Source organism: Xanthomonas sp. NCPPB 1132, assembly GCF_056629235.1.
Genome location: NZ_CM152819.1, coordinates 2,932,801 through 2,953,977, shown reverse-complemented (window position 1 = coordinate 2,953,977; position 21,177 = coordinate 2,932,801). Strand labels below are relative to the sequence as shown.

Below are 21,177 nucleotides of genomic sequence, written 5' to 3'. Positions count from 1 at the left end.
AGCATACTTGCCCGCGCTTTCGGGCCGCAAGTAACATGCGGGGCGACCTTGCCCCGCTTGCGGGGCCGACCCGTCCGCGCAGCCTGCGCGGCCCTTTTCTCCCAGCGAGCACCCGGCATCTTGTCTCTCTCCGGCATCATCACCGCCCTGGCCACGCCCTTCCAGGGCAATGGCGACCTCGACCTCGACGCCTGGCAGCGGCTGCTCAAACGCCAGCTCGACGGCGGCGTGCAGGGACTGGTGGTGGCGGGATCGACCGGCGAGGCGGCCACGCTGCTGGACGAGGAATACGACCGGATCCTGCGCGAAGCGGTGCAGGCGATCGGCGGACGCGTGCCGGTGCTGGCCGGCACCGGCCTGTCCGGTACCGCCAAGACCGTGGCGCTGACCCAGCGCGCCGCCGCCGGTGGCGCGCAGTACGCGCTGGTGGTGACGCCGCCGTACGTGCGTCCGACCCAGGCTGGCCTGATCGCGCACTACACCCAGGTCGCCGAGCAGGGCGGCCTGCCGGTGCTGCTGTACAACGTGCCCGGCCGCACCGGCTGCGACCTGCTGCCGGAGACCGTGGCGCAACTGGCGCAGCATCCGAACATCGTCGGCATCAAGGAAGCCGTGAGCGACCCGCAGCGCATCGCCGCGCTGGCGGCCCTGCGCAGCGACCAGTTCGCCGTGTTCAGCGGCGACGACGGCAGCGCCGCGCAGGCGATGCTGGCCGGCTATGACGGGCTGATCTCGGTGGCCTCCAACGCCTTGCCGCGCGCTTACCGGCGCCTGTGCGACCTGGCGCGCGCGCGCCAGGCCGAACCCGCGCAGGCCTGGGACGCGCGGCTGCAGCCGTTCCATGCGTTCTGCGGCATCGAATCCAACCCGATCCCGGTCAAGGCGCTGTTGCAGCGCGCCGGGATCGGCCACGGCCTGCGGCTGCCGCTGCTGCCGTTGTCCGCGGCGCATCACGCCACGGCCGACCGACTTGCCGCCGACGCTGCCGCGTTGGAAGACCTATCCAGCCGCGAAACGCTCGCGGCCTGACTCCAGGAGATTGATTGATGCGTGCTTCCGTTCCCTACGTCCGCGTGCTGTCGGCCGCCGTGCTGGCGACCACCCTGGTCGCGGCCACCAGCGGTTGCAGCTGGTTCCACAAGGGCAAGCCGCGCGGCGACTACGCGCTGGCGCCCGACATGCGCCCGCTGGAAGTGCCGCCGGATCTGACCTCGCCCGATACCTCGGCGGCGATGAAGGTGCCGGCGCTGGCCTCGGCGCAGCGTCCTGCGGCCCCGGCCGGCCAGGCCCCGGCGGCCTCGAACAGCGGCTTCGTGGTGCCGGGGACGCGCGACCAGGTGTTCGGCCAGGTCGGCGATGCGCTGGGCGGCATCGAAGGCGTTACCATCGCCAGCCGCGCGCAGTTGCTGGGCTCCTACGACGTGGCCTACGAAGGCAGCAACTTCCTGGTGCGCGTGGTGGCGGTGGATGCCGGCGTGTACGTCTCGGCGGTGGATCCGCGCGGCCTGCCGGCCACCGGCGAGGCGCCGGTCAAGCTGATCGCCGCGCTGAAGGCAAAGCTGGGTCATTGATCCGGTGTGGTCCGGCGCGTGCGCCGGATCTGCTGCAGAACGCGAAACGGGCGCCTAGTGCGCCCGTTTTCGTTCCGCGAGAAAGGAGTGCAAGGGCAAGCGCCGTTCCTTGCTTCAGCGCCACGCTGCGCGCCGTACCCTCACCCCAACCCCTCTCCCGGAGGGAGAGGGGCTTCGGCTTCTTCCTTCTCCCCTCGGGAGAAGGTGCCCCGAAGGGGCGGATGAGGGTACGGGCGAAGCCTCGCGCCTAGGAGGGTGTAACCGCGTGTCTGGTCGAGCGGCGGCAACGCGAGTTGTCAGAGGCGCCCTGCGTATGCGAGTAGCGGCGTTGGCCGGGATGGGCTCTGCAAGATGCGCGTCGCGGCTGATTCAAAAAAGCAATAAGAGCTGCTCCTTGCTTCAGCGCGCTGCTGCGCGCCGTACCCTCACCCCAACCCCTCTCCCGAGGGGAGAGGGGCTTTGGCTTCTTCCTTCTCCCCTCGGGACCATGGTCCCCTTTTTGGGGGAAGGTGCCCCGAAGGGGCGGATGAGGGTACGGGCGAAGCCTCGCGTCCTACGAGGGTGTAATCGGATGTACGGTCGAGCGGCGGCAACGCGAGTTGTCAGAGGCGCCCTGAAGCCGCAGCTTGTCTCTACGGTTTTGTACGGTCTGGCGGGCGGCGCCTGGGCAGAATCCGCGGCGCGGTTACTTCTGCAGCAGCGGCAGCTTGTTCGGCTTGCCGTCCCACTCGGCGGCGTCGGGCAGCGGTTCCTGGCGCGTGGTCAGGACCGGCCAGGCCTTGGCCAGTTCCGCGTTGAGCGCGACGAAGCCTTCCTGGCCGGCCGGCACGTCGTCCTCGGGATAGATGGCATTGGCCGGGCATTCCGGCTCGCACAGCGTGCAGTCGATGCACTCGTCCGGATCGATCACCAGGAAGTTCGGGCCGGCGTGGAAGCAATCCACGGGGCACACTTCCACGCAGTCGGTGTATTTGCACTTGATGCAGTTTTCGGTGACGACGAAAGGCATGGCGGGATCCGGCGATTAACCCGGTAATTCTAATGCAAAGCGGCTGTCGCCGCCGTGTGTGCGGGGCAGCCGGGCAGGAGACAGGCGGCGGGCGGCTCAGCCCGCGAGGCCGCCGTGCTGCTGCGCCAGCCGATACAGGCCGCGTGCGGCCAGATCCTCCGGATGGGTGCGCACGCGGCTGCCGAGTGCGGCCAGCGCATGCGCGTAGCGCGCCAGCAGGCCGCTGCCGCCGACCAGGTGCACCACCGGCGGCAAGGTGGGGTGCGCGCGCAGTTCGTGGCCGATCAGCAGGCCGGACAGATACGACGGTGCCGCGGCGGCGCTCAGGCGTTCGAACAGGCCCAGGCTGCGCACGCCGAACAGATGGTGCAGCACCCCGCCGGGGTCGCCGCTGCGCTGCACGCCCGCATCGAACGCGGCCGCATCGAAGACGCCGTCGTCGGCGTCCATCAGCCGCGCCAGCAGGCTGTGCGTGCGCAGCAGCGCGTACAGCTCGCCGGTCATCATCGTCGCCAGCGAGGCGATGCGCCCGTCCTGCAGGGTTACCCACTTGCTGTGGGTGCCGGGCAGGCAGACGTGGTGGATCTCGGCCGTCAGCGGTTCCTGCGCAAGCAACGCGAGCAGGCCGATCAGTTGGGTCTCCTCGCCACGCATCACGTCCGGCACGGCGTCGGCGTCGCTGGCCACGCCGGGCACGAACCACAGCGTGCGGCCGGGCAGCGCCGGATCCTGCAGTGGCTGCATCGCCGCGGCCAGGGCGGCAGCGTCGGCCGGGCAGGGCGCGTACGGCAGTTCGATCCAGCCGTTGCGGCTGCCGATCATCCCGCACAGGACGATGTCGCCGTCCCAGCCGTCGATCAGGGCGGCCAGGGTCGCGGCGAAGCGGCCCTGGCAGGCGGCGATGCCCTGGTCGCTGCGGCGCTGGTCGAGAATGCCGCCGTCGGCGTCGAGCCGATAGCCGCGCAGGCTGCTGGTCCCCCAATCGACGACGATCATGCGCTGGCGATGCGTCCTTCGGGCAGGCCGGCGATGCCGACCGCGGCCACGTACACGCCGCCAGCCTGCGGCGTGCGTGCCAGTTCGTCCTCGCTGTGATCCTGCCGCGAGGTGCTCAGGTACAGCGTGCCGCCATCGGCGCCGCCCAGGGCGGGGCAGGTGGGATGCTTGACCGGCAGGGCGACACGGCGCTCGACGCTGCCGTCGGGGCGGTAGCGCACCACCTGCCAGGCGCGCCATTGCGCGTTCCACAGGTGGCCTTCGGCATCGACGATGGCGCCGTCCGGCTCGGCGCCGGCATGGTCCAGTTCGGCGAACACGCGGCTGTTGGCGGTGTGCGCGGTATCCGGGTCGTAATCGCAGCACAGGATGCGCGGCTGCACCGAGTCGCAGTAGTACAGGGTGCGGCCGTCGGCGCTGAAGCAGATGGCGTTTGGAATGGCCACGCCCGGCAACGGCAGGCGGCGCAGGCCGTGGCGCGCCGACCATTGGTAGAAGCTGCCGACCGGCGCCTGGTCCTCGCGCTCGCTCATGGTGCCGAACACGAAGTTGCCGTGGCGGTCGGCGCGGCCGTCGTTGCTGCGGGTGTCGTCGCGTTCCGGCTCCACGTCCGCCAGATGCTGCAGCGGCAGCGCGCTGTCGGTCTCGGCCGCGGCATCCGGATCGGCGGCGTACACGCCCTTGGCCAGCGCCAGCAGCAGGCGGCCGTCGTCGAACAGGCCCAGGCAGCCGGGGCGGTCGGGCAGGTCCCAATGGCGGCTGACGTTGCTGGACGGATCGTGGCGCCACAGGCAGCGGCCGCTGATGTCGACCCAGAACAGCACGCCGCGGCGTTCGCACCACAGCATGCCTTCGCCATGCGCGCAGCGGCTGTCCACCGCCAGCGTGGCGGTGTGGCGGGGCGGGGTGGACACGTTCATCGGCTCACCACTCGGCGATGCTGCCGTCGGCGTGACGCCAGATGGGGTTGTGCCAGTCGGGTGGGTTAGCGTTGGCATGGCGCAGGCGCTCCTCGTCGATCTCCACGCCGAGGCCCGGTTTGGGCAATGCGGCGATGCTGCCGCCATTGTCGCAGGCGAAGTCGTCCTTGTTGAGCACGTAGTCGAGCAGGTCGGCGCCTTCGTTGTAGTGGATGCCGATGCTCTGTTCCTGCAGCACCGCGTTGTGCGAGACGAAGTCCACCTGCAGGCAGGCGGCCAGCGCCACCGGGCCGAGCGGGCAGTGCGGCGCCAGGCCGACCTCGTAGGCCTCGGCCATGCTGGCGATCTTCAGGCATTCGGTGATGCCGCCGGCGTGCGAGAGATCCGGCTGCAGCAGCGACAGGCCGCCGGCCTGCAGCACCGGCTTGAAGTCGAAGCGCGAGAACATGCGCTCGCCGGCCGCCAGCGGGATGGGCGTGGAGGCTGCCAGCCGCGGGTAGTACTCGGCCTGCTCGGGCAGCACAGGCTCCTCGACGAACAGCGGCCTGAACGGCTCCAGTTCGCGCAGCAGCACGCGCGCCATCGGCGCGGCGACGCGGCCGTGGAAGTCGATGCCGAAGTCGATGGCGGTGCCGAACGCCTCGCGGATCTGCGCCACCTTGGCCACCGCGGCATCCACCGCGCGCGGGCCGTCGATCAGCTTCATTTCCTCGGTGCCGTTGAACTTGAAGGTGTCGAAGCCGAGGTCGCGGTAGCCCTGAATCTGCGCGATGGTCGCCGCGGGGCGGTCGCCGCCGACCCAGCGGTAGGTCTTCATGCGGTCGCGCACGCGCCCGCCCAGCAGTTCGTACACCGGCACGCCCAGCGCCTTGCCCTTGATGTCCCACAGCGCCTGGTCGATGCCGGCGATGGCGCTCATCAGGATCGGGCCGCCGCGGTAGAAGCCGCCGCGGTAGAGCATCTGCCAGATGTCGTTGATCCGTGCCGGGTCCTTGCCGATCAGGCTGTCGCCGAGTTCGCGCACCGCGGCCTCGACGCTGCGCGCGCGGCCTTCGATGACCGGCTCGCCCCAGCCGGTGATGCCCTCGTCGGTCTCGATCTTCAGGAACAGCCAGCGCGGCGCGGCGTGGTAGGTGGTGAGGCGGACGATCTTCATGCGCGGTCCAGATAGGCGTGGCGGAAGGCGGCGGCGTGCGCCTGGGTCTGTGCGAGCGACTGGCCGGGGCGGTACAGCTCGCCGCCGATGCCGGCGCCGATCGCGCCGGCGCCGAGGTAGTCGTGCAGGGTCTCGGTGTTGACGCCACCGACCACGAACAGCGGCACCTGCGCCGGCAGCACCGCGCGCAGGGCGCGCACGTGGCCGGGGCCGTAGGTGGCAGCGGGGAACAGCTTGAGCATCTGCGCGCCGGCATCGAGCGCGTCGAACGCCTCGGTGGCGGTGGCGAAGCCGGCCACCACCTGCAGGCCGCGCGCCACCGCGTGGCGGATCACCGGCGGACGCGTGTTGGGGGTGACGATGAAGCGTGCGCCGAGATCGGCCAGGGCATCGACGTCGCCGATCTGCAGCACGGTGCCGCCGCCGATCCAGCAGCGCTGCCCGAACGCCTGCGCGGCCGGGCCGATGCTGTCGGCCCAGCGCGGCGAGTTGAGCGGGATCTCGATCGCGTCGTAGCCGGCATCGGCCAGCGCCCCGACGTGCGCCAGCGCGTCCTCGGGAGTGAGACCGCGCAGGATCGCGATCAGCGGGAGTCGGAACGGGGAAGCGGCGGACATCGGGATACCTGGCGGAAACGACGGTGACGGAGGCGCCGGGCCAGCGAGACGCCGCGGCGGGACCGGAGGCGGGAGGCCACGGTCCGCGCCCGTGCGTCGGCGCGCTGGCGCAAACCCGGCGGCATCCGCCGCGGCAGGCCGGTGCCCGACGAACGGCGACGCCGGCGGGGGCGCGATGGACCGTAGCCTGCGCGCGTGAGCTATGCTCTGCAAATGAAATTTTAGGCATATTCTATTCCGCCGCCGAATAGGCGGTTTCGCCTTTCAGGACGCCTGCCCACGATGAATGCTTCTGCCAATCCCTGGTTCAACGCCGCGCGCCTGAAGACCCGGCATCTGTTGCTGCTGCTGCAGTTGCACGAGCACCGTTCGGTGCTGCGCGCCGCCGAGGCGGCCAGCATGACCCAGCCGGCGGCGTCCAAGTTGCTGGCGGAAATGGAGGACCTGCTGGGCGTGAAGCTGTTCGAGCGCCACGCGCGCGGGGTCGAGCCGACCTGGTACGGGCAGGTGCTGATCCGCCGCGCGCGCGCGGCGATGTCGGAGATCGGCCGCGCCCAGGAAGAGATCGCGGCGCTGTGCGAGGGGCGCATGGGCCAGGTCTCGATCGGCACCGTGGTCAACCCGGGGACCAATCTGGTGCCGCAGGCGATCGCCGAGGTCAAGCGCGAGTTCCCCGGCATCCTGGTGCGGGTGGAGATGGACTACAGCCGGCCGCTGGTGGCCAAGCTGCTCGACGGCCAACTCGACATCGTGATCGGGCGCATCCTCGGCCCCTATGGTGCCGAGGCGTTGGAATTCGAGCCGCTGGCCGACGAGCCGCACTCGGTGATCGCCCGCGCCGGCCACCCGCTGTCCACCCGCGCCGACCTGCGCCATGCCGACCTGGCCCGCTACGGCTGGGTGCTGCCGCCGGCCGACAGCGTGCTGCGCGCGCGCCTGGACGCTATGTTCCTGGAGCATGCGGTGCCGGCGCCGCAGAACGTCATCGAGACCTCGTCGCTGCCGGTGATGACCAGCCTGCTGCGCGGCAGCGACCTGCTCGCCGCGCTGCCGGCCGAGGCGGTGGCGCCGTACGTGCAGGCCAAGCTGCTGACCGTGTTGCCGATCACGCTAGGCGTGCGCATGGAATCGTTCGGCATCGTGCGCCGCCGCGATTATCTGTTGCCGCCAGGCGCCGAGCGCGTGTTGCTGGCGCTGCGCAATGCCGCCAAGCGGCTGTATCCCGAGCGCGCGGCGGGCCTCTGACTGTCATCGCTGGCGTTGTCATGCCGCGAGTGGACGATTTCGTAGACATGCCGTGGTGTGCATCCCGCTAGTCTGGAATCGCATAGCTGGGCGTGAAATTTTCATTTGCGTCACGCGAAGTGCATTTCTAGTCTCGGCCGATCGCGGTAGCGACGCGCTTGCCTGACAGCAGCAGCGCCACCCGATACGGCAGAGGCTTCGGCCGTGCCGTCACAACTCGCAGGACGGCGCCCTGTCGCGACCGTCACCCGTGTCTGTGTGCATGTCTCCTGGGAGGGAAACAGCATGGCATCGCAGCATCCCCGTGGTCCGGCCTGGCCGACCGCAGCGTCGCGCCGTCCCCGCGTTTTGCCGTATTCGCTCATCGCGCTGAGCATCGGCGTGTTGCTCAGCGCACAGGCGCTGGCGCAGGACGCCGAACCTGCCGCCAAACAGCCTGCCGCCAAGAAGAGCGATCCGGTCCAGCTCGATGCGATCGAGGTCAAGGGCGTGCGGGCGAGCCTGATCAAGTCGCAGTCGATCAAGCACGACGCCGAGCAGATCGTCGACGCGGTCAGCGCCGAGGACATCGGCGCGCTGCCGGATCGCAGCGTCACCGAGACCCTGCAGCGGGTCAGCGGCGTGACCATCGATCACTTCATGGCGCGCAACGACCCGGACCACTTCTCGGCCGAAGGCAGCGGGGTGATGATCCGCGGCATGACCCAGGTGCGCGGCGAACTCAACGGCCGCGACAGCTTCAGTGCCGCCAGCGGACGCGGGCTCAGCTTCGAGGACGTGCCGGCCGAACTGATGGCCGGCGTGGACGTGTACAAGAATCCCTCGGCGGAGATCATCGAAGGCGGCCTCGGCGGCACGGTCAACCTGCGCACGCGCATGCCGTTCGACCAGCCCGGCCGCGTGGTGGGCTTCACCGCCGACGTCAACTACGGCGACCTGAGCAAGACCTATAAGCCGTCGGGCTCGTTCCTGTTCAGCGATCGCTGGAACACCGGCCTGGGCGAAATGGGTTTCATGCTCGATGTGGCGCATTCGGAACTGGCCACGCGCAGCGACGGCATCCAGGTGGAACCGTTCGTGCGCCGCACCGATCCCGCGCTGCTGGCCGGCACCAGCTTCGACAAGGTGTACGTGCCCGGTGGCGTCAACTGGCGCCAGCTGGAGTTCGAACGCAAGCGCAAGGGCGTGGCGGCCGCCTTCCAGTGGCGGCCCAGCGACGCCACCGACCTCTACGTGCAATACCTGCGCTCGTCCTACGACATGAACTGGCAGGAGCGCGCGGCGTTCTTCAACGACGACACCAACGCGATCGCGCCGGCGCCCGGCACCACCTTCACCTACGACGACGCAGGCCGTTTCGTCAGCGGGTCGCCGGTGTCCAGTTCCTGGCGCGGCAACGTCACCGGCAACGACGGCGTGCGCTTCTACACCGACAACCGCTACGCCCGGCAGAGCACCACCACCTCCGACCTGTCCGGCGGCTTCACCCATCGCCTGACCGACCGGCTGACCGTGCGCGGCGACATGCAACTGGTGCAGTCGCAGAGCGACACCCTGGACTTCACCCTGTTCAGCTCGATCTATCTGCCGGGCCTGACCTTCGACCTCAGCGGCAAGTACCCTGCGGTGACCCTGGCCGACCCGAGCTACACCGCCGACCCCTCCAACTACTTCTGGAGTGCGGCGATGGATCACCTGGCCAAGAACCGCGGCCGCGAGCTGGCCACGCGCTTCGACCTGGAGTACAGCTACGACGACAATCCGTGGCTGCGCACCTTCCGTGCCGGCATCCGCGCCACCGACCGCACCCAGACCAACAAGAATTCCGGCTACAACTGGGGCGTGATCAGCGACAACTGGGCGACCATCCCCGGCACCGCCACCGGCCTGGCCGACCTGGCCAGCTACATGACCGCGTCCTCGTCGCTGTATTCCTTTTCGAACCTGTTGCGCGGCAAAGTGCGCGTGCCCAACAACCTGTACTTCCCGCGCAACAGCGCGGTCAAGGACTACGCCGGTACCTCGGCGCTGATCGAGCAGATCGTCGCGCTGCGCGGTTATGGCTGGGCGCCGGATCAGTACCAGTTGCAGGACACCAACCGCCAGTTCGAACGCACCCAGGCCGCGTACATGGTGATGTACTTCGGCAACGACACGGCGCTGGGCGTGCCGGTGGACGGCAACATCGGCGTGCGCGTGGTGCAGACCAGAACCGAGGCCTCGGGCTACGGCCAGTATCCGGACCTGTCCGCCACCTCGGCCTCGGACGCGCTCAAGGCCCAGTACTACGGGCAGTATTTCCCGAACGACGCGCGCGGCAGCTACACCGACGTGCTGCCGAGCCTGAACCTGCGCTTCAAGTTCTCCGATGCGCTGCAGCTGCGCCTGGCCGCGTCCAAGGCGATGGCGCGGCCGGACTACACCCAGTTGCAGCCGTATCTGCTGCTCACCGCCACCGTCAACGACGATGGCTCGCTGAAGGACTGGACCGGCTCCGCCGGCAACCCCAACCTCAAGCCGATGAAGGCCGACCAGTACGACGCCGCGCTGGAGTGGTACTTCGACAGCAGCGACATGATGTACGTGACGCTGTTCTACAAGAGCGTCAAGGACTACTTCTCCAACCAGACCGTCACCGAGAACTACGGCGGCCAGGATTTCCTGGTGACGCGTCCGTACAACATGGACAAGGGCCGCATCCGCGGCTTCGAGTACGGTTACACGCAGTTCTTCGATTCGCTGCCGGGCTGGATGAGCGGCTTCGGCGTCAATGCCAACTTCACCTTCGTCGACAGCAGCGGCGGCGTGAACACGGCCACCGATCCCTACACCAAGACCACCGTCACCGGCGTGGCGCTGCCGCTGGAAGGGCTGTCGCGGCGCAGCTACAACCTCGCCGGCATCTACGAGAAGGGCCCGCTGTCGGTGCGCCTGGCCTACAACTGGCGCTCGCGCTACCTGCTGACCGCCAGCGACGTGTCGACCAAGCTGCCGACCTGGTCGGACGACTACGGCCAGCTCGACGGCTCGGTGTTCTATCGGTTCACGCCGCACCTGCAACTGGGCATCCAGGCCAACAACATCACCAACGCGGAGACCAAGGTGCTGATGGGGCCGACCTCCTACAGCGATGGTGAGGTCGACACTCACCTGTACACGCGCAGCTGGTTCGTCAACGATCGTCGCTACTCGCTGGTGCTGCGCGCCAACTGGTAGGCGCGCAGCAATCTCCGGCGCGCGGTCCGCCTGCGGCGAGCGGGTGGCTGCCGCCGGCTTTCCTCCCGACGCAGGAACCGCTCATGGCAAGACCGCTGCATTCCACCGTTCGGCTGGCGCTGCTGGCGCTGGCGCTCGCGTCATGGCCGGCCGCGGCGGAACTGCAACTGCCGTTGCTGTTCGCCGACGGCGCCGTCCTGCAGCGCGATGCGCCGATTCCGGTGTGGGGCTGGGCCTCGCCTGGCGTACGCATCCAGGCGCGCCTGGACGGTGCCAGCGCCAGTGCGGTCGCAGGCCGTGATGGCCGCTGGCAACTGCAGTTGCCGGCGCATGCGGCCGGTGGCCCGTACGTGCTGGAGGTGCAGGGCGACGGCAGCCAGCACCGCATCGGCGATGTGCTGATCGGCGACGTGTGGCTGGCCAGCGGCCAGTCCAACATGGAGTGGCCGCTGGCGCAGGCGCGCGACGGCGCGCGCGAAGTGGCGGCGGCAACCGATCCGCAACTGCGCAACTTCAAGGTGCCCAAGGCCTGGGCGGCGCAGCCGCAGCCGCGGCTGCCCGGCGGCAGTTGGGTCGCGGCGACGCCGGCCACTGCCGGCGCGTTCTCGGCAGTGGCGTATTTCTTCGCGCGCGAGCTGCGCCAGCGCAACGGCGTGCCGATCGGCATCATCGACAGCACCTGGGGCGGCAGCGCGATCGAAGCCTGGATGGACGCCGCCTCGCCGGGCGTGGATGCGGCGCAGGTGCGCACGCGCATCGCGCAGATGCAGGCCAAGGACGCACAGGACCTCGACGAGACCCGGAAGCGCCTGGCGCGCTGGCCGCAGCCGACCATCGCGGATGCGGATGCCGGCTGGGCCGCCGCGGATCTGGACGACCGCGACTGGGACCGTCAGCCGCTGCCGGGGCTGTGGGAACAGCATGGCTACGTCGGCATGGACGGCGTCGCCTGGTACCGCAGCACTTTCACCCTCAGTGCAGCCGAAGCCAAGGCCGGCGCCGTCGTGGGCATCGGTCCGGCCGACGATGCCGACACCACCTACGTCAATGGCGTGGAGGTCGGCCACACCGAAGGGCGCTACACCGAACCGCGCCGCTACCGGGTGCCGCCGGCAGCGCTGCGCGCCGGCGTCAACCACGTCGCGATCCGCATCCTGGATACCGGCGGCTTCGGCGGCATTCCCGGCGATGCGGCGGCGTTCTTCATGCAGCCCGACGGCGGTCGGCCGCGCTCGCTGGCCGGCGACTGGCAGTTCCGCCCGGGCAAGGTCACGCTGGCCGCCAACGACGACAAGAACCAGGTCCCGACGCTGCTGTACAACGCGATGATCCATCCCTTGCAGCCGTTCCCGGTCAAGGGCGTGATCTGGTATCAGGGCGAGAGCAACGCCTACCCGTATGGCGCGCTGCGCTACCGGGAGCAGTTCGCGTCGCTGATCGGGCGCTGGCGGCAGGAGCGCGGACAGCCGCAGCTGCCGTTCCTGTGGGTGCAACTGGCCAACTGGAAGGCCGGCAACGACCAGGGCGACCTGAGTCCATGGGCGCAACTGCGCGAATCGCAGACCAGGACGCTGGCGCTGCCGGCCACCGGGCAGGCGGTGACCATCGACGTCGGTACGCCGGACAACATTCATCCCCCCAACAAGCAGGACGTGGGGCATCGCCTGGCGCTGGTCGCACGCCACGTGGCCTACTGCGAAACCCTGGTCTACAGCGCGCCGATGTTCGCGCGCGCCACGTTCGCCGATGGCCAGGCACGGGTGATGTTCGACCTGATGGGCAGCACCCTGGCGGTGCGTGGCGGCGGCACGGTGGTGCGTGGCTTCGCCCTGGCCGGCGCCGATCGCCACTTCCATCCGGCGCAGGCACGGATCGAGGGCGACCAGGTGGTGGTCCGCAGCGACGCGGTGCCGCAGCCGCAGGCACTGCGCTACGCCTGGAGCGAAAACCCCGAGGACGCCAATTTGGTCAACCGCGAGCAGTTGCCGGTGGGCCCGTTCCGCAGCGACGATTGGTGAGGCAGGGCACTGGCCGCATGCAAAGAACCGGATCGCCGTCGCGCGCGTTGCGCACCGCATGGCGGCTGCCGGTCCTGCTGTCGCTGCTGCTGAGCGCCTGCCAGGCCGCGCCGGATGCAGCGTCGGGTGGTGGGCACACGCCTGCTGCCGCGACATCGGCGCCGGGCCAGGCACCGATCCCGCGCCTGGTCAGCACCGACGGTCGCCATGCCTTGTTGGTCGACGGCGCACCGTTCCTGATCCTCGGCGCGCAGGTCAACAACTCCAGCAACTATCCGGCGGCGCTGGCGCAGGTGTGGCCGGCGATCCGCGCGCTGGGGTCGAACACGGTGCAGGTGCCGGTCGCCTGGGAGCAGGTGGAACCGGAAGAGGGCCGCTTCGATTTCTCCTTCGTCGATACCCTGCTGGCGCAGGCGCGCACGCAACGGGTGCGGCTGGTGCTGCTGTGGTTCGGCACCTGGAAGAACAACGGCCCCAACTACGCGCCGCACTGGGTCAAGACCGACGATGCGCGCTTCCCGCGCGTGGTCACGCGCGATGGGCGACGCCTGGGTTCGCTGTCGCCGCTGGCGCCGGCCACGCTGCAGGCCGACCGCACCGCCTTCGTTGCCTTCATGCGGCATCTGCGCCAGGCCGATCCGCAGCGCACCGTGATCATGGTGCAGGCCGAGAACGAGCCCGGCACCTACGGCAGTGCGCGCGATTTCTCGCCGATGGCGCAGCGCGTGTTCGACGGCCCGGTGCCGCAGGTGTTGCTGCAGCGGCTCGGCAAGTCGCCGGGCAACTGGGCGCAGGTGTTCGGCGCCGATGCCGACGAGATCTTCCATGCCTGGCACATCGCGCACTTCATCGACCGTATCGCCGAGGCCGGCAAGGCCGCGTATCCCTTGCCGATCTACGTCAATGCGGCGTTGCGCGGCCCGTTCAATCCGGGCCAGCCCGGGCAGTACGCCAGCGGCGGCCCCACCGACAACGTGCTGGACGTGTGGAAGGCGGCGGCGCCGCACATCGATTTGCTGGCGCCGGACATCTACATGCCCGAGTACCCGCTGTACACCACGGTGCTGCAGCGCTACGCGCGCCCCGACAACGCGCTGTTCGTCGCCGAGACCGGCAACCGCCCCGAGTATGCCCGCTACCTGTATCCGGCGCTAGGCCACGACGGCATCGGCTGGTCCACCTTCGGCATCGACTACAGCGGCTACTCCAACTATCCGCTCGGCGCCAAGCGCATGGATGCGCAGGCGCTGGCGCCGTTCGCGCTGGGCTATCGCGCGGTGGGCATGGGCATGCGCGTGTTCGCCCGCGCCGCGGCCGCGGGCAAGCTGCACGGCACCGCCGAGGCGCCGGGCCAGGCGGTGCAGGAACTGCCGCTCAACGCGCGCTGGAGCGCCACCGTCACCTATGGCGTGCCGCAGTTCTGGTTCCAGGGCGAGCCGCCCGGCAATCCCGCACCGATCGGCGCGGCGCTGATCGCCGAACTCGGCCCGGACACCTTCCTGATCACCGCCCAGCACGCGCGGGTGACCCTGCACCCAGCCAGCGCCGCGACCGCCAACATGCTCTACGACCGGGTCGAGGAGGGCGTGTACGACGGCGAGCAGTGGCGGTTCCGGCGCAACTGGAACGGCGACCAGACCGATTACGGACTCAATTTCTCCGACGTGCCGCAATTGCTGCGCGTCACCCTGGCGACCTATTGACGACGCGGCGGCGCCAGACGCGCCGTGCCGCGTGACTTTCCAAGGGAGTGAACATGCACCACGCCAACCGTTGCCTGCCGCCTTCGTTGCCACGCCTGTTGGTGCTGGCGTTGCTCGCGGTCGCCGCGTCCGCCGCCGCGCAGCAGGTGACCCGCGATGCCGACGGCATCACCGTGCATCCCAGCGCCAGGGGCGCGGCGCCGGTACGCCTGCAGGTGATCGATCGCGGCATCGTCCGGGTCAGCGCCGATCCTGCCGGCGCTTTCCAGCGCACACCCAGCCTGATGCGGGTGCCGGTGCAGGGCGACACCGGCTTTACGCTGGAGCAACACGGCGACACGGTGCAGCTCAAGACCGCGCGGATGACCGCGCAGGTCTCCACCCTCGACGGCCATGTCGGCTTCACCGATGCGCAGGGCACGCCGCTGCTGGCGGAAGTGGCGGGCGGGCGCAGCTTCGCGCCGCTGCAGGTCGAAGGCAGGAACTATTTCAGCGTGCGCCAACGCTTCGTCTCGCCGCCAGACGAGGCCTTCTACGGGTTCGGTCAGCACCAGCAGGGCTGGATGAACCAGAAGGGTCACGACATCGAACTGCTGCAGAGCAATCTCGACATGGCGGTGCCGTACCTGGTGTCCAGCCGCAACTACGGGATCCTGTGGGACAACAATGCGATCACCCGCTTCGGCGATCCGCGCGGGCTGCAGCCGCTGCCGGCGACACTGCGCCTGTACGACGCGCACGGCAAGCCCGGCGCGCTGACCGCGCACTACGCGATCGACGGCAAGCCGGTGCTGGAGCGTCGCGAAGCCGACATCGACTATCAGTACATCAAGGACCTGGCGAAATTCCCCGCCGCGGCCAAGCCCGGCGACAAGCGCCGCATGCAGGTGCGCTGGGAAGGCCAGATCGAGGCCGAGCGCGGCGGCACGCATACCTTCTCGCTCTACGCCAGCGAGTACGCCAGGCTGTGGGTCGACGGCAAGCTGCTGGTCGACCGCTGGCGGCAGAACTGGAACCCCTGGCACCACGAGTTCGCGCTGCAGCTGCAGCCCGGCCAGCGGCATACCCTCAAGGTCGAATGGGACCTGATCGATCCCAGCTACATCGCGCTGCTGCATCGCGACCCGCTGCCGGCGGCCGAAGCCGGCGACCTGTCGCTGTGGTCGGAAGCGGGGCAGATGATCGACTACTACGTCGTCGCTGGCGACAACGCCGACCAGGTCATCGCCGGCTACCGCACGCTGACCGGCAAGGCGGTGTTGCTGCCGAAGTGGGCCTACGGCTTCTGGCAGAGCCGCGAGCGTTACAAGACCCAGGACGAACTGCTCGGCGCGCTGGCCGAGTACCGTCGGCGGCAATTGCCGATCGACAACATCGTGCTCGACTGGTCGTACTGGCCGGAGAACGCCTGGGGCTCGCACGATTTCGACCGCGCGCGCTTTCCGGATCCGGACGGCATGGTCAAGGCGGTGCACGCCAGCCACGCGCAACTGATGATCTCGGTCTGGCCGAAGTTCTATCCGAGCACTGCCCACTACAAGGTACTGGACGCGGCCGGGCACATCTACCGGCGCAACGTCGAGGTGGGCGAACTGGACTGGATCGGCAAGGGCTACACCAACGCGTTCTACGACCCGTACGCGGCCGATGCGCAGGCGATCTACTGGCGGCAGATCGACGAAAAACTCAACCGCAAGGGCATCGATGCCTGGTGGCTGGATGCCGACGAGCCGGACGTGCACTCCAACCTGGACATCGCCGAGCGCAAGGCGCGCACCACTCCGACCGCGCTGGGGCCGTCCACCGAGTTCTTCAATTCCTACCCGTTGCCGCACACCCACGGCGTCTATGCCGGCGATCGCGCCGCCGATGGCAAGCGCGTGTTCATCCTCTCGCGCAAGGGCTACGCCGGCATCCAGCGCAACGCCGTGGCGGTGTGGAGCGGCGACATCGCCTCGCGCTGGGAGGATATGCGCGAGCAGATCTCCGCCGGCGTCAACCTGTCGATGTCGGGCCTGCCGAACTGGACCTTCGACATCGGCGGCTTCGCCGTGGAGAAGCGCTACGAAACCCAGGACCCGGCGCACCTGCCCGAGTGGCGCGAACTCAACACACGCTGGTTCCAGTTCGGCGCCTTCGTGCCGCTGTTCCGTTCGCACGGCCAGTTCCCGTACCGCGAGATCTGGAACATCGCGCCGGAAGGCACGCCGTACTACGCCAGCATGGCCTACTACAGCCGGCTGCGTTATGCGCTGCTGCCCTACATCTACACGCTCGCCGGCGACACCTATCACCACGACGGGGTGATGATGCGCGGCCTGCAGATGGACTTCCCGCACGACCCCAAGGTCGCCGACATCGACGACGAGTACCTGTTCGGCCCGGCGTTCCTGGTCGCGCCGGTGACCCGATTCGGTGCGACCTCGCGCCAGGTCTACCTGCCGGCGGGCACCGACTGGATCGACTTCACCAGTGGCGCGCGCCACGCCGGCGGCCAGACCATCGACGCCGCCGCGCCGCTGCAGCGCATGCCGCTGTTCGTGCGCGCCGGCGCCATCGTGCCGATGACCCAAGTGCAGCAGTACGTCGACCAGATTCCGGATGCGCCGCTGACCGTGGTGGTCTATACCGGCACCGACGGCCGCTTCTCGCTGTACGAGGACGACGGCACCGGCTACGGCTATGAGAAGGGCGAGTTCAGCCGAATTCCGCTGCAGTGGGACCAGGCCAGCGGCGTGTTGCGCATCGGCGCGCGCGAGGGGCGCTGGCCGGGCATGCATGACCGGCGCACCATCCATGTGCGCTTCGTCGATGGCCCGCGCGACGATGCCGGCGCACTCGAACCCGCCGCCGACGCCAGCGTGGAGTATCGCGGCCAACCCCTGGAGGTGCCGCGCAAGGGGACCGGCCATGCCGTCGCGGCGCGGGCAGGATGAGCCTGGGATGGCGCGCGAGATGGTGCCAGCGTTGGTTGCCCCATGCTGGCGGTCGTGGCGTGCTGACTGGGTCGCGATGCAGCTAAATAGGCGCGCTACGCCCGCACCCTCATCCGCCCCTTCGGGGCACCTTCCCCCAATGGGAGAAGGAACAGCGGCTAGCCCCTCTCCCCTCGGGAGAGGGGTTGGGGTGAGGGTCCGGCGCGAAAGCGACTCGTGGAGCCCGGGTGTACGAGGCTTCGCCCGTACCCTCATCCGCCCCTACGGGGCACCTTCTCCCAATGGGAGAAGGAACAGCCGATAGCCCCTCTCCCGTCGGGAGAGGGGTTGGGGTGAGGGTACGGAGCGAAGCGCTTCATCTGCTCCCTAGGGTACTTCCCCCGAAGAGGACCATGGTCCACGGGGAGAAGGGATGCATCGAATGCGCAACGGTGCAACATGCGCACACCCTGCGCGCAGGTTTGATGCAGCGCATCAAGATGGTGCCGTGTGTAGACACATCCTGCGCAGAGTCGAGACCGCGCCAGTCGCCATCGTGTCGCGCATGCGACGGGCCATCACTGCCCGCAATGACATGCGTTGGCTCGATCCGTGTCCCGCTTCTGCATGCGTTGACCGTGAATTGGCTGCAGGGCGGCAGGATCCATTGCGTGCGTACGTCATCGCTCGGGCCGCCCTGGCAGAGCGCGACGCGCAGCGTCATCATGCGCCGCTACGTGATGCATGCAGTGCGCACTACACTCGGCGTCACGGCGGGCGGTCCCCGCACGCCGGCCTTTCTCCTGGAGCGATGATGGAACTGGGTGTGTGCACGATGTGGCGGGTAGGGCAATGAGTCTGTACATCGGCCTGGACGTGGGCACGCAGAGCGTCAAGCTGCTCGCCTACCATGCCGACAGCCGGCAGGTGGTGGCCACCCACGGCCACGCGCTGGAGCTGATCAGCCGCGATGACGGCACCCGCGAGCAGCAGGCGCAGTGGTGGATCGACGGCATCGTCGCCTGCTTCGCTGCGCTGAGCGCCGAACAGCGGGCGCAGGTGCGGGCCATCGCGGTGTCCGGGCAGCAGCACGGCTTCGTGCCGCTGGATGCGCAGGGCCAGGTCACCGCGCCGGTGAAGCTGTGGTGCGACACCAGCACCCAGCGCGAGTGCGAGGAGATCATGGACGCGGTCGGCGGCGCGCAGCGCTGCGTGGAACTGGCCGGCAATCCGATCCTGGCCGGCTACACCGCCTCCAAGCTGCCGTGGACGCGCAAGCATCGTCCGGATGCCTACGCGGCGATGACGACGGTGCTGCTGCCGCACGACTACGTCAATTTCTGGCTCACCGGCGAGCGCTATGCCGAGGTCGGCGACGCCTCCGGCAGCGGCTGGCTGGACGTGCGTACCCGGCAATGGTCGGCGCCGCTGCTGCAGGCGATCGATCCGCAGCGCGACCTGGCCGCGGCGTTGCCGCCGCTGGTGCCGACCGAAAGCAGCCTCCGCTTGTCCGCCGCCGCAGCGCAGACGCTGGGCCTGCCGCGCGAGGTGCGCGTGGCCACCGGCGGCGGCGACAACATGATGGCGGCGATCGGCACCGGCAACGTGGTGCCGGGACGCCTGAGCATGAGCCTGGGTACCTCCGGCACGCTGTTCGCCTATGCAGAGCGCCCGGTGGTGGACCCGGACGCACGCTGGGCCGCGTTCTGCTCTTCCAGCGGCGGCTGGCTGCCGCTGATCTGCACCATGAATTGCACGGTGGCCACCGAGACCATCGCGCGCCTGTTCGGCATCAAGACCGGGCAGGGCGAGGCATTGCTCGCCGCCACCGCGCCCGGTGCGGATGGACTGGTCCTGCTGCCGTTCTTCAACGGCGAACGCACCCCGAACCTGCCGGCCGCGCGCGGCTGCCTGACCGGCATGGACCTGCACAACACCACGCCGGCGCATTTCTATCGCGCGGCGATGGAGGGCGCCAGCTACAGCCTGCGCAACGGTTTCGACGCCTTCGTTGACGCCGGGCTGCAGTTCGATGCCATCTCCCTCACCGGCGGCGGCAGCAACAGCATCGGCTGGCGCCAGCTCATCGCCGATCTCTTCGGGCTGCCGGTGCACGTGCCGGCGCAGGCCGAGGGCGCGGCATTCGGCGCCGCGCTGCAGGCGCTGTGGGCCGACGGCTGGGCGCAGGGCGCGCGCGCCAGCCTGGCCGAGGTGGTGCTGCAGCACCAGCAGGACGACCCGGCGCGGTCCGCGCAGCCGGATGCGCAACGCGGTGCGCAGTACCAGGCGCACTACCAGAGCTTCCAGCGGCATCTGCAGGCCATCGGCCCGCTGTACGCCGCGTGATTCCCTTTCCCCCGCAACGCACCAGGACTTCGTGATGAGCACTTCCGTCTACACCGGCGCCAAGGAGTTTTTCCCTGGCATCGGCCGCATCCCGTTCGAGGGCAAGGCCTCGGACAACCCGCTGGCGTTCAAGGTCTACGACGCCGACAAGCGCGTCGGCGACAAGACCATGGCCGAGCACCTGCGCTTCGCCGTGGCCTACTGGCACAGCTTCTGCGGCAACGGCGCCGATCCGTTCGGCCCCGGCACCCGCGCCTATCCCTGGGACGCCGGCAGCGATGCGCTGGGCCGCGCCGAGGCCAAGGCCGATGCGGCCTTCGAGTTCTTCACCAAGCTCGGCGTGCCGTACTACTGCTTCCACGACGTGGATCTGGCGCCGGACGCCGAGGACATCGGCCAGTACGAAAAGAACCTCAAGCACATGGTCGGCATCGCCAGGCAGCGCCAGGCCGACACCGGGGTCAAGCTGCTGTGGGGCACCGCCAACCTGTTCTCGCATCCGCGCTACATGAACGGCGCGGCGACCAACCCGGACTTCGACGTGGTCGCGCGCGCGGCGGTGCAGGTCAAGGCCGCGCTGGAGGCGACGGTGGAATTGGGCGGCGAGAACTACGTGTTCTGGGGCGGCCGCGAAGGCTACGCCTGCCTGCACAACACGCAGATGCGGCGCGAGCAGGAGCACCTGGCGCGGTTCCTGACCCTGGCCCGCGACTACGGGCGCAGCATCGGCTTCAAGGGCAATTTCCTGATCGAGCCCAAGCCGATGGAGCCGATGAAGCACCAGTACGACTTCGACAGCGCCACCGTGGTCGGCTTCCTGCGCCAGCACGGCCTGGACCAGGACTTCAAGCTCAACATCGAGGCCAACCACGCCACCCTGTCCGGGCACAGCTTCGAACACGACCTGCAGGTGGCCAGCGACGCCGGCCTGCTCGGCAGCATCGACGCCAACCGCGGCAATCCGCAGAACGGCTGGGACACCGACCAGTTCCCGGTCGACCTGTACGACACCGTGGGCGCGATGCTGGTGGTGCTGCGGCAGGGCGGGCTGGCCCCGGGCGGACTCAACTTCGACGCCAAGGTGCGCCGCGAGTCGTCCGATCCGCAGGACCTGTTCATCGCCCACATCGGCGGCATGGACGCGTTCGCGCGCGGTCTCGAAGTCGCCCACGCGCTGCTCACCGCCTCGCCGCTGGAGCAGTGGCGCCGCGAGCGCTACGCCAGCTTCGACAGCGGCGCCGGCGCGGCCTTCGCCGCCGGCAACAGCACGCTGGTCGACCTGGCCGCGCACGCCGCGCAGGCCGGCGAGCCGACCCAGCGCAGCGGCCGCCAGGAAGCCTACGAGAACCTGATCAACCAGTACCTGCTGCGCTGAACCGGTGCGCGGCGGCGGCCCGGTGCCGCCGCTGCGCACGCTCCTTCCCGCGCGCCGGCCGTCTTCCTCTTGCACGCCACCAGGTGAATC

Annotated in this window: 14 protein-coding genes; 9 read left to right on the top strand and 5 right to left on the bottom strand. The window is 69.3% G+C overall.

Translation table 11 applies throughout. The features are described 5' to 3' along the window. Window positions 1-120 precede the first annotated feature (120 nt). Together dapA and AC1G9L_RS12510 are read left to right on the top strand one after the other, a co-directional pair. Window positions 121-1,029 carry a 4-hydroxy-tetrahydrodipicolinate synthase gene (gene dapA / locus AC1G9L_RS12515; RefSeq protein ID WP_019801241.1) on the top strand — a complete coding sequence of 303 codons (909 nt, stop codon included), beginning with the start codon at window positions 121-123 and terminating at the stop codon, window positions 1,027-1,029. Window positions 1,030-1,046: 17 nt separating this feature from the next. Then, the gene (locus tag AC1G9L_RS12510; RefSeq protein ID WP_010343910.1) at window positions 1,047-1,571 is read left to right on the top strand and encodes a hypothetical protein; all 525 of its coding nucleotides are present in this window, start codon (window positions 1,047-1,049) and stop codon (window positions 1,569-1,571) included. Between the two features lie 685 nt (window positions 1,572-2,256). Here AC1G9L_RS12510 and fdxA read toward each other — a convergent pair. The 5 genes from fdxA to AC1G9L_RS12485 all read right to left on the bottom strand — a co-directional run bounded on the left by fdxA (window position 2,257) and on the right by AC1G9L_RS12485 (window position 6,269). After that, window positions 2,257-2,580 (bottom strand): ferredoxin FdxA, encoded by a 324-nt coding sequence (gene fdxA / locus AC1G9L_RS12505; protein WP_017909525.1) that lies wholly within the window; start codon window positions 2,578-2,580, stop codon window positions 2,257-2,259. A 96-nt stretch (window positions 2,581-2,676) separates the two neighbouring features. Continuing rightward, on the bottom strand, window positions 2,677-3,576 hold the full coding sequence (locus tag AC1G9L_RS12500; protein WP_481069229.1) for a 2-dehydro-3-deoxygalactonokinase: 900 nt from the start codon (window positions 3,574-3,576) through the stop codon (window positions 2,677-2,679). Beyond that, window positions 3,573-4,490, bottom strand: a complete 918-nt coding sequence (locus AC1G9L_RS12495) for an SMP-30/gluconolactonase/LRE family protein (protein ID WP_481071117.1) — start codon at window positions 4,488-4,490, stop codon at window positions 3,573-3,575. The genes AC1G9L_RS12500 and AC1G9L_RS12495 overlap by 4 nt, the downstream gene beginning before the upstream one ends. Before the next feature lie 10 nt (window positions 4,491-4,500). Next, window positions 4,501-5,652 carry a galactonate dehydratase gene (dgoD, locus tag AC1G9L_RS12490; protein ID WP_017909522.1) on the bottom strand — a complete coding sequence of 384 codons (1,152 nt, stop codon included), beginning with the start codon at window positions 5,650-5,652 and terminating at the stop codon, window positions 4,501-4,503. After that, a complete protein-coding gene (locus tag AC1G9L_RS12485; RefSeq protein ID WP_041500105.1) occupies window positions 5,649-6,269 on the bottom strand; it encodes a 2-dehydro-3-deoxy-6-phosphogalactonate aldolase in 621 nt (206 codons plus the stop codon). Before AC1G9L_RS12485 ends, dgoD begins: the two co-directional genes overlap by 4 nt. 282 nt (window positions 6,270-6,551) lie before the next feature. Here AC1G9L_RS12485 and AC1G9L_RS12480 point away from each other — a divergent pair, with 282 nt between their 5' ends. The 7 genes from AC1G9L_RS12480 to xylA all read left to right on the top strand — a co-directional run bounded on the left by AC1G9L_RS12480 (window position 6,552) and on the right by xylA (window position 21,087). After that, on the top strand, window positions 6,552-7,514 hold the full coding sequence (locus AC1G9L_RS12480) for a LysR substrate-binding domain-containing protein (RefSeq protein WP_019801827.1): 963 nt from the start codon (window positions 6,552-6,554) through the stop codon (window positions 7,512-7,514). 363 nt (window positions 7,515-7,877) lie between these two features. Continuing rightward, window positions 7,878-10,730, top strand: a complete 2,853-nt coding sequence (locus AC1G9L_RS12475) for a TonB-dependent receptor (RefSeq protein WP_481071115.1) — start codon at window positions 7,878-7,880, stop codon at window positions 10,728-10,730. 83 nt (window positions 10,731-10,813) lie between these two features. After that, entirely contained in the window at window positions 10,814-12,748 is a 1,935-nt protein-coding gene (locus AC1G9L_RS12470; RefSeq protein ID WP_019801829.1) for a sialate O-acetylesterase, read from the top strand. Between the two features lie 17 nt (window positions 12,749-12,765). Beyond that, a complete protein-coding gene (locus AC1G9L_RS12465) occupies window positions 12,766-14,451 on the top strand; it encodes a DUF5597 domain-containing protein (RefSeq protein ID WP_481069228.1) in 1,686 nt (561 codons plus the stop codon). Window positions 14,452-14,504: 53 nt separating this feature from the next. Next, window positions 14,505-17,387: a TIM-barrel domain-containing protein gene (locus AC1G9L_RS12460; protein ID WP_019801831.1), complete on the top strand. Its 2,883-nt coding sequence runs from the start codon at window positions 14,505-14,507 to the stop codon at window positions 17,385-17,387. A gap of 831 nt (window positions 17,388-18,218) precedes the next feature. Next, window positions 18,219-19,712 (top strand): xylulokinase, encoded by a 1,494-nt coding sequence (gene xylB / locus AC1G9L_RS12455; protein ID WP_019801832.1) that lies wholly within the window; start codon window positions 18,219-18,221, stop codon window positions 19,710-19,712. 34 nt (window positions 19,713-19,746) lie between these two features. After that, entirely contained in the window at window positions 19,747-21,087 is a 1,341-nt protein-coding gene (xylA, locus tag AC1G9L_RS12450) for a xylose isomerase (protein WP_481069227.1), read from the top strand. Window positions 21,088-21,177: the final 90 nt, after the last annotated feature.

Excerpts from the sequence above, each read along its gene's own strand:
- AC1G9L_RS12510 (WP_010343910.1), top strand. The coding sequence starts at position 1,047 with ATGCGTGCTTCCGTTCCCTACGTCCGCGTGCTGTCGGCCGCCGTGCTG.
- fdxA (WP_017909525.1), bottom strand. The coding sequence starts at position 2,580 with ATGCCTTTCGTCGTCACCGAAAACTGCATCAAGTGCAAATACACCGAC.
- AC1G9L_RS12500 (WP_481069229.1), bottom strand. The coding sequence starts at position 3,576 with ATGATCGTCGTCGATTGGGGGACCAGCAGCCTGCGCGGCTATCGGCTC.
- dgoD (WP_017909522.1), bottom strand. The coding sequence starts at position 5,652 with ATGAAGATCGTCCGCCTCACCACCTACCACGCCGCGCCGCGCTGGCTG.
- AC1G9L_RS12485 (WP_041500105.1), bottom strand. The coding sequence starts at position 6,269 with ATGTCCGCCGCTTCCCCGTTCCGACTCCCGCTGATCGCGATCCTGCGC.
- AC1G9L_RS12480 (WP_019801827.1), top strand. The coding sequence starts at position 6,552 with ATGAATGCTTCTGCCAATCCCTGGTTCAACGCCGCGCGCCTGAAGACC.
- AC1G9L_RS12470 (WP_019801829.1), top strand. The coding sequence starts at position 10,814 with ATGGCAAGACCGCTGCATTCCACCGTTCGGCTGGCGCTGCTGGCGCTG.
- AC1G9L_RS12465 (WP_481069228.1), top strand. The coding sequence starts at position 12,766 with ATGCAAAGAACCGGATCGCCGTCGCGCGCGTTGCGCACCGCATGGCGG.
- AC1G9L_RS12460 (WP_019801831.1), top strand. The coding sequence starts at position 14,505 with ATGCACCACGCCAACCGTTGCCTGCCGCCTTCGTTGCCACGCCTGTTG.
- xylB (WP_019801832.1), top strand. The coding sequence starts at position 18,219 with ATGAGTCTGTACATCGGCCTGGACGTGGGCACGCAGAGCGTCAAGCTG.
- xylA (WP_481069227.1), top strand. The coding sequence starts at position 19,747 with ATGAGCACTTCCGTCTACACCGGCGCCAAGGAGTTTTTCCCTGGCATC.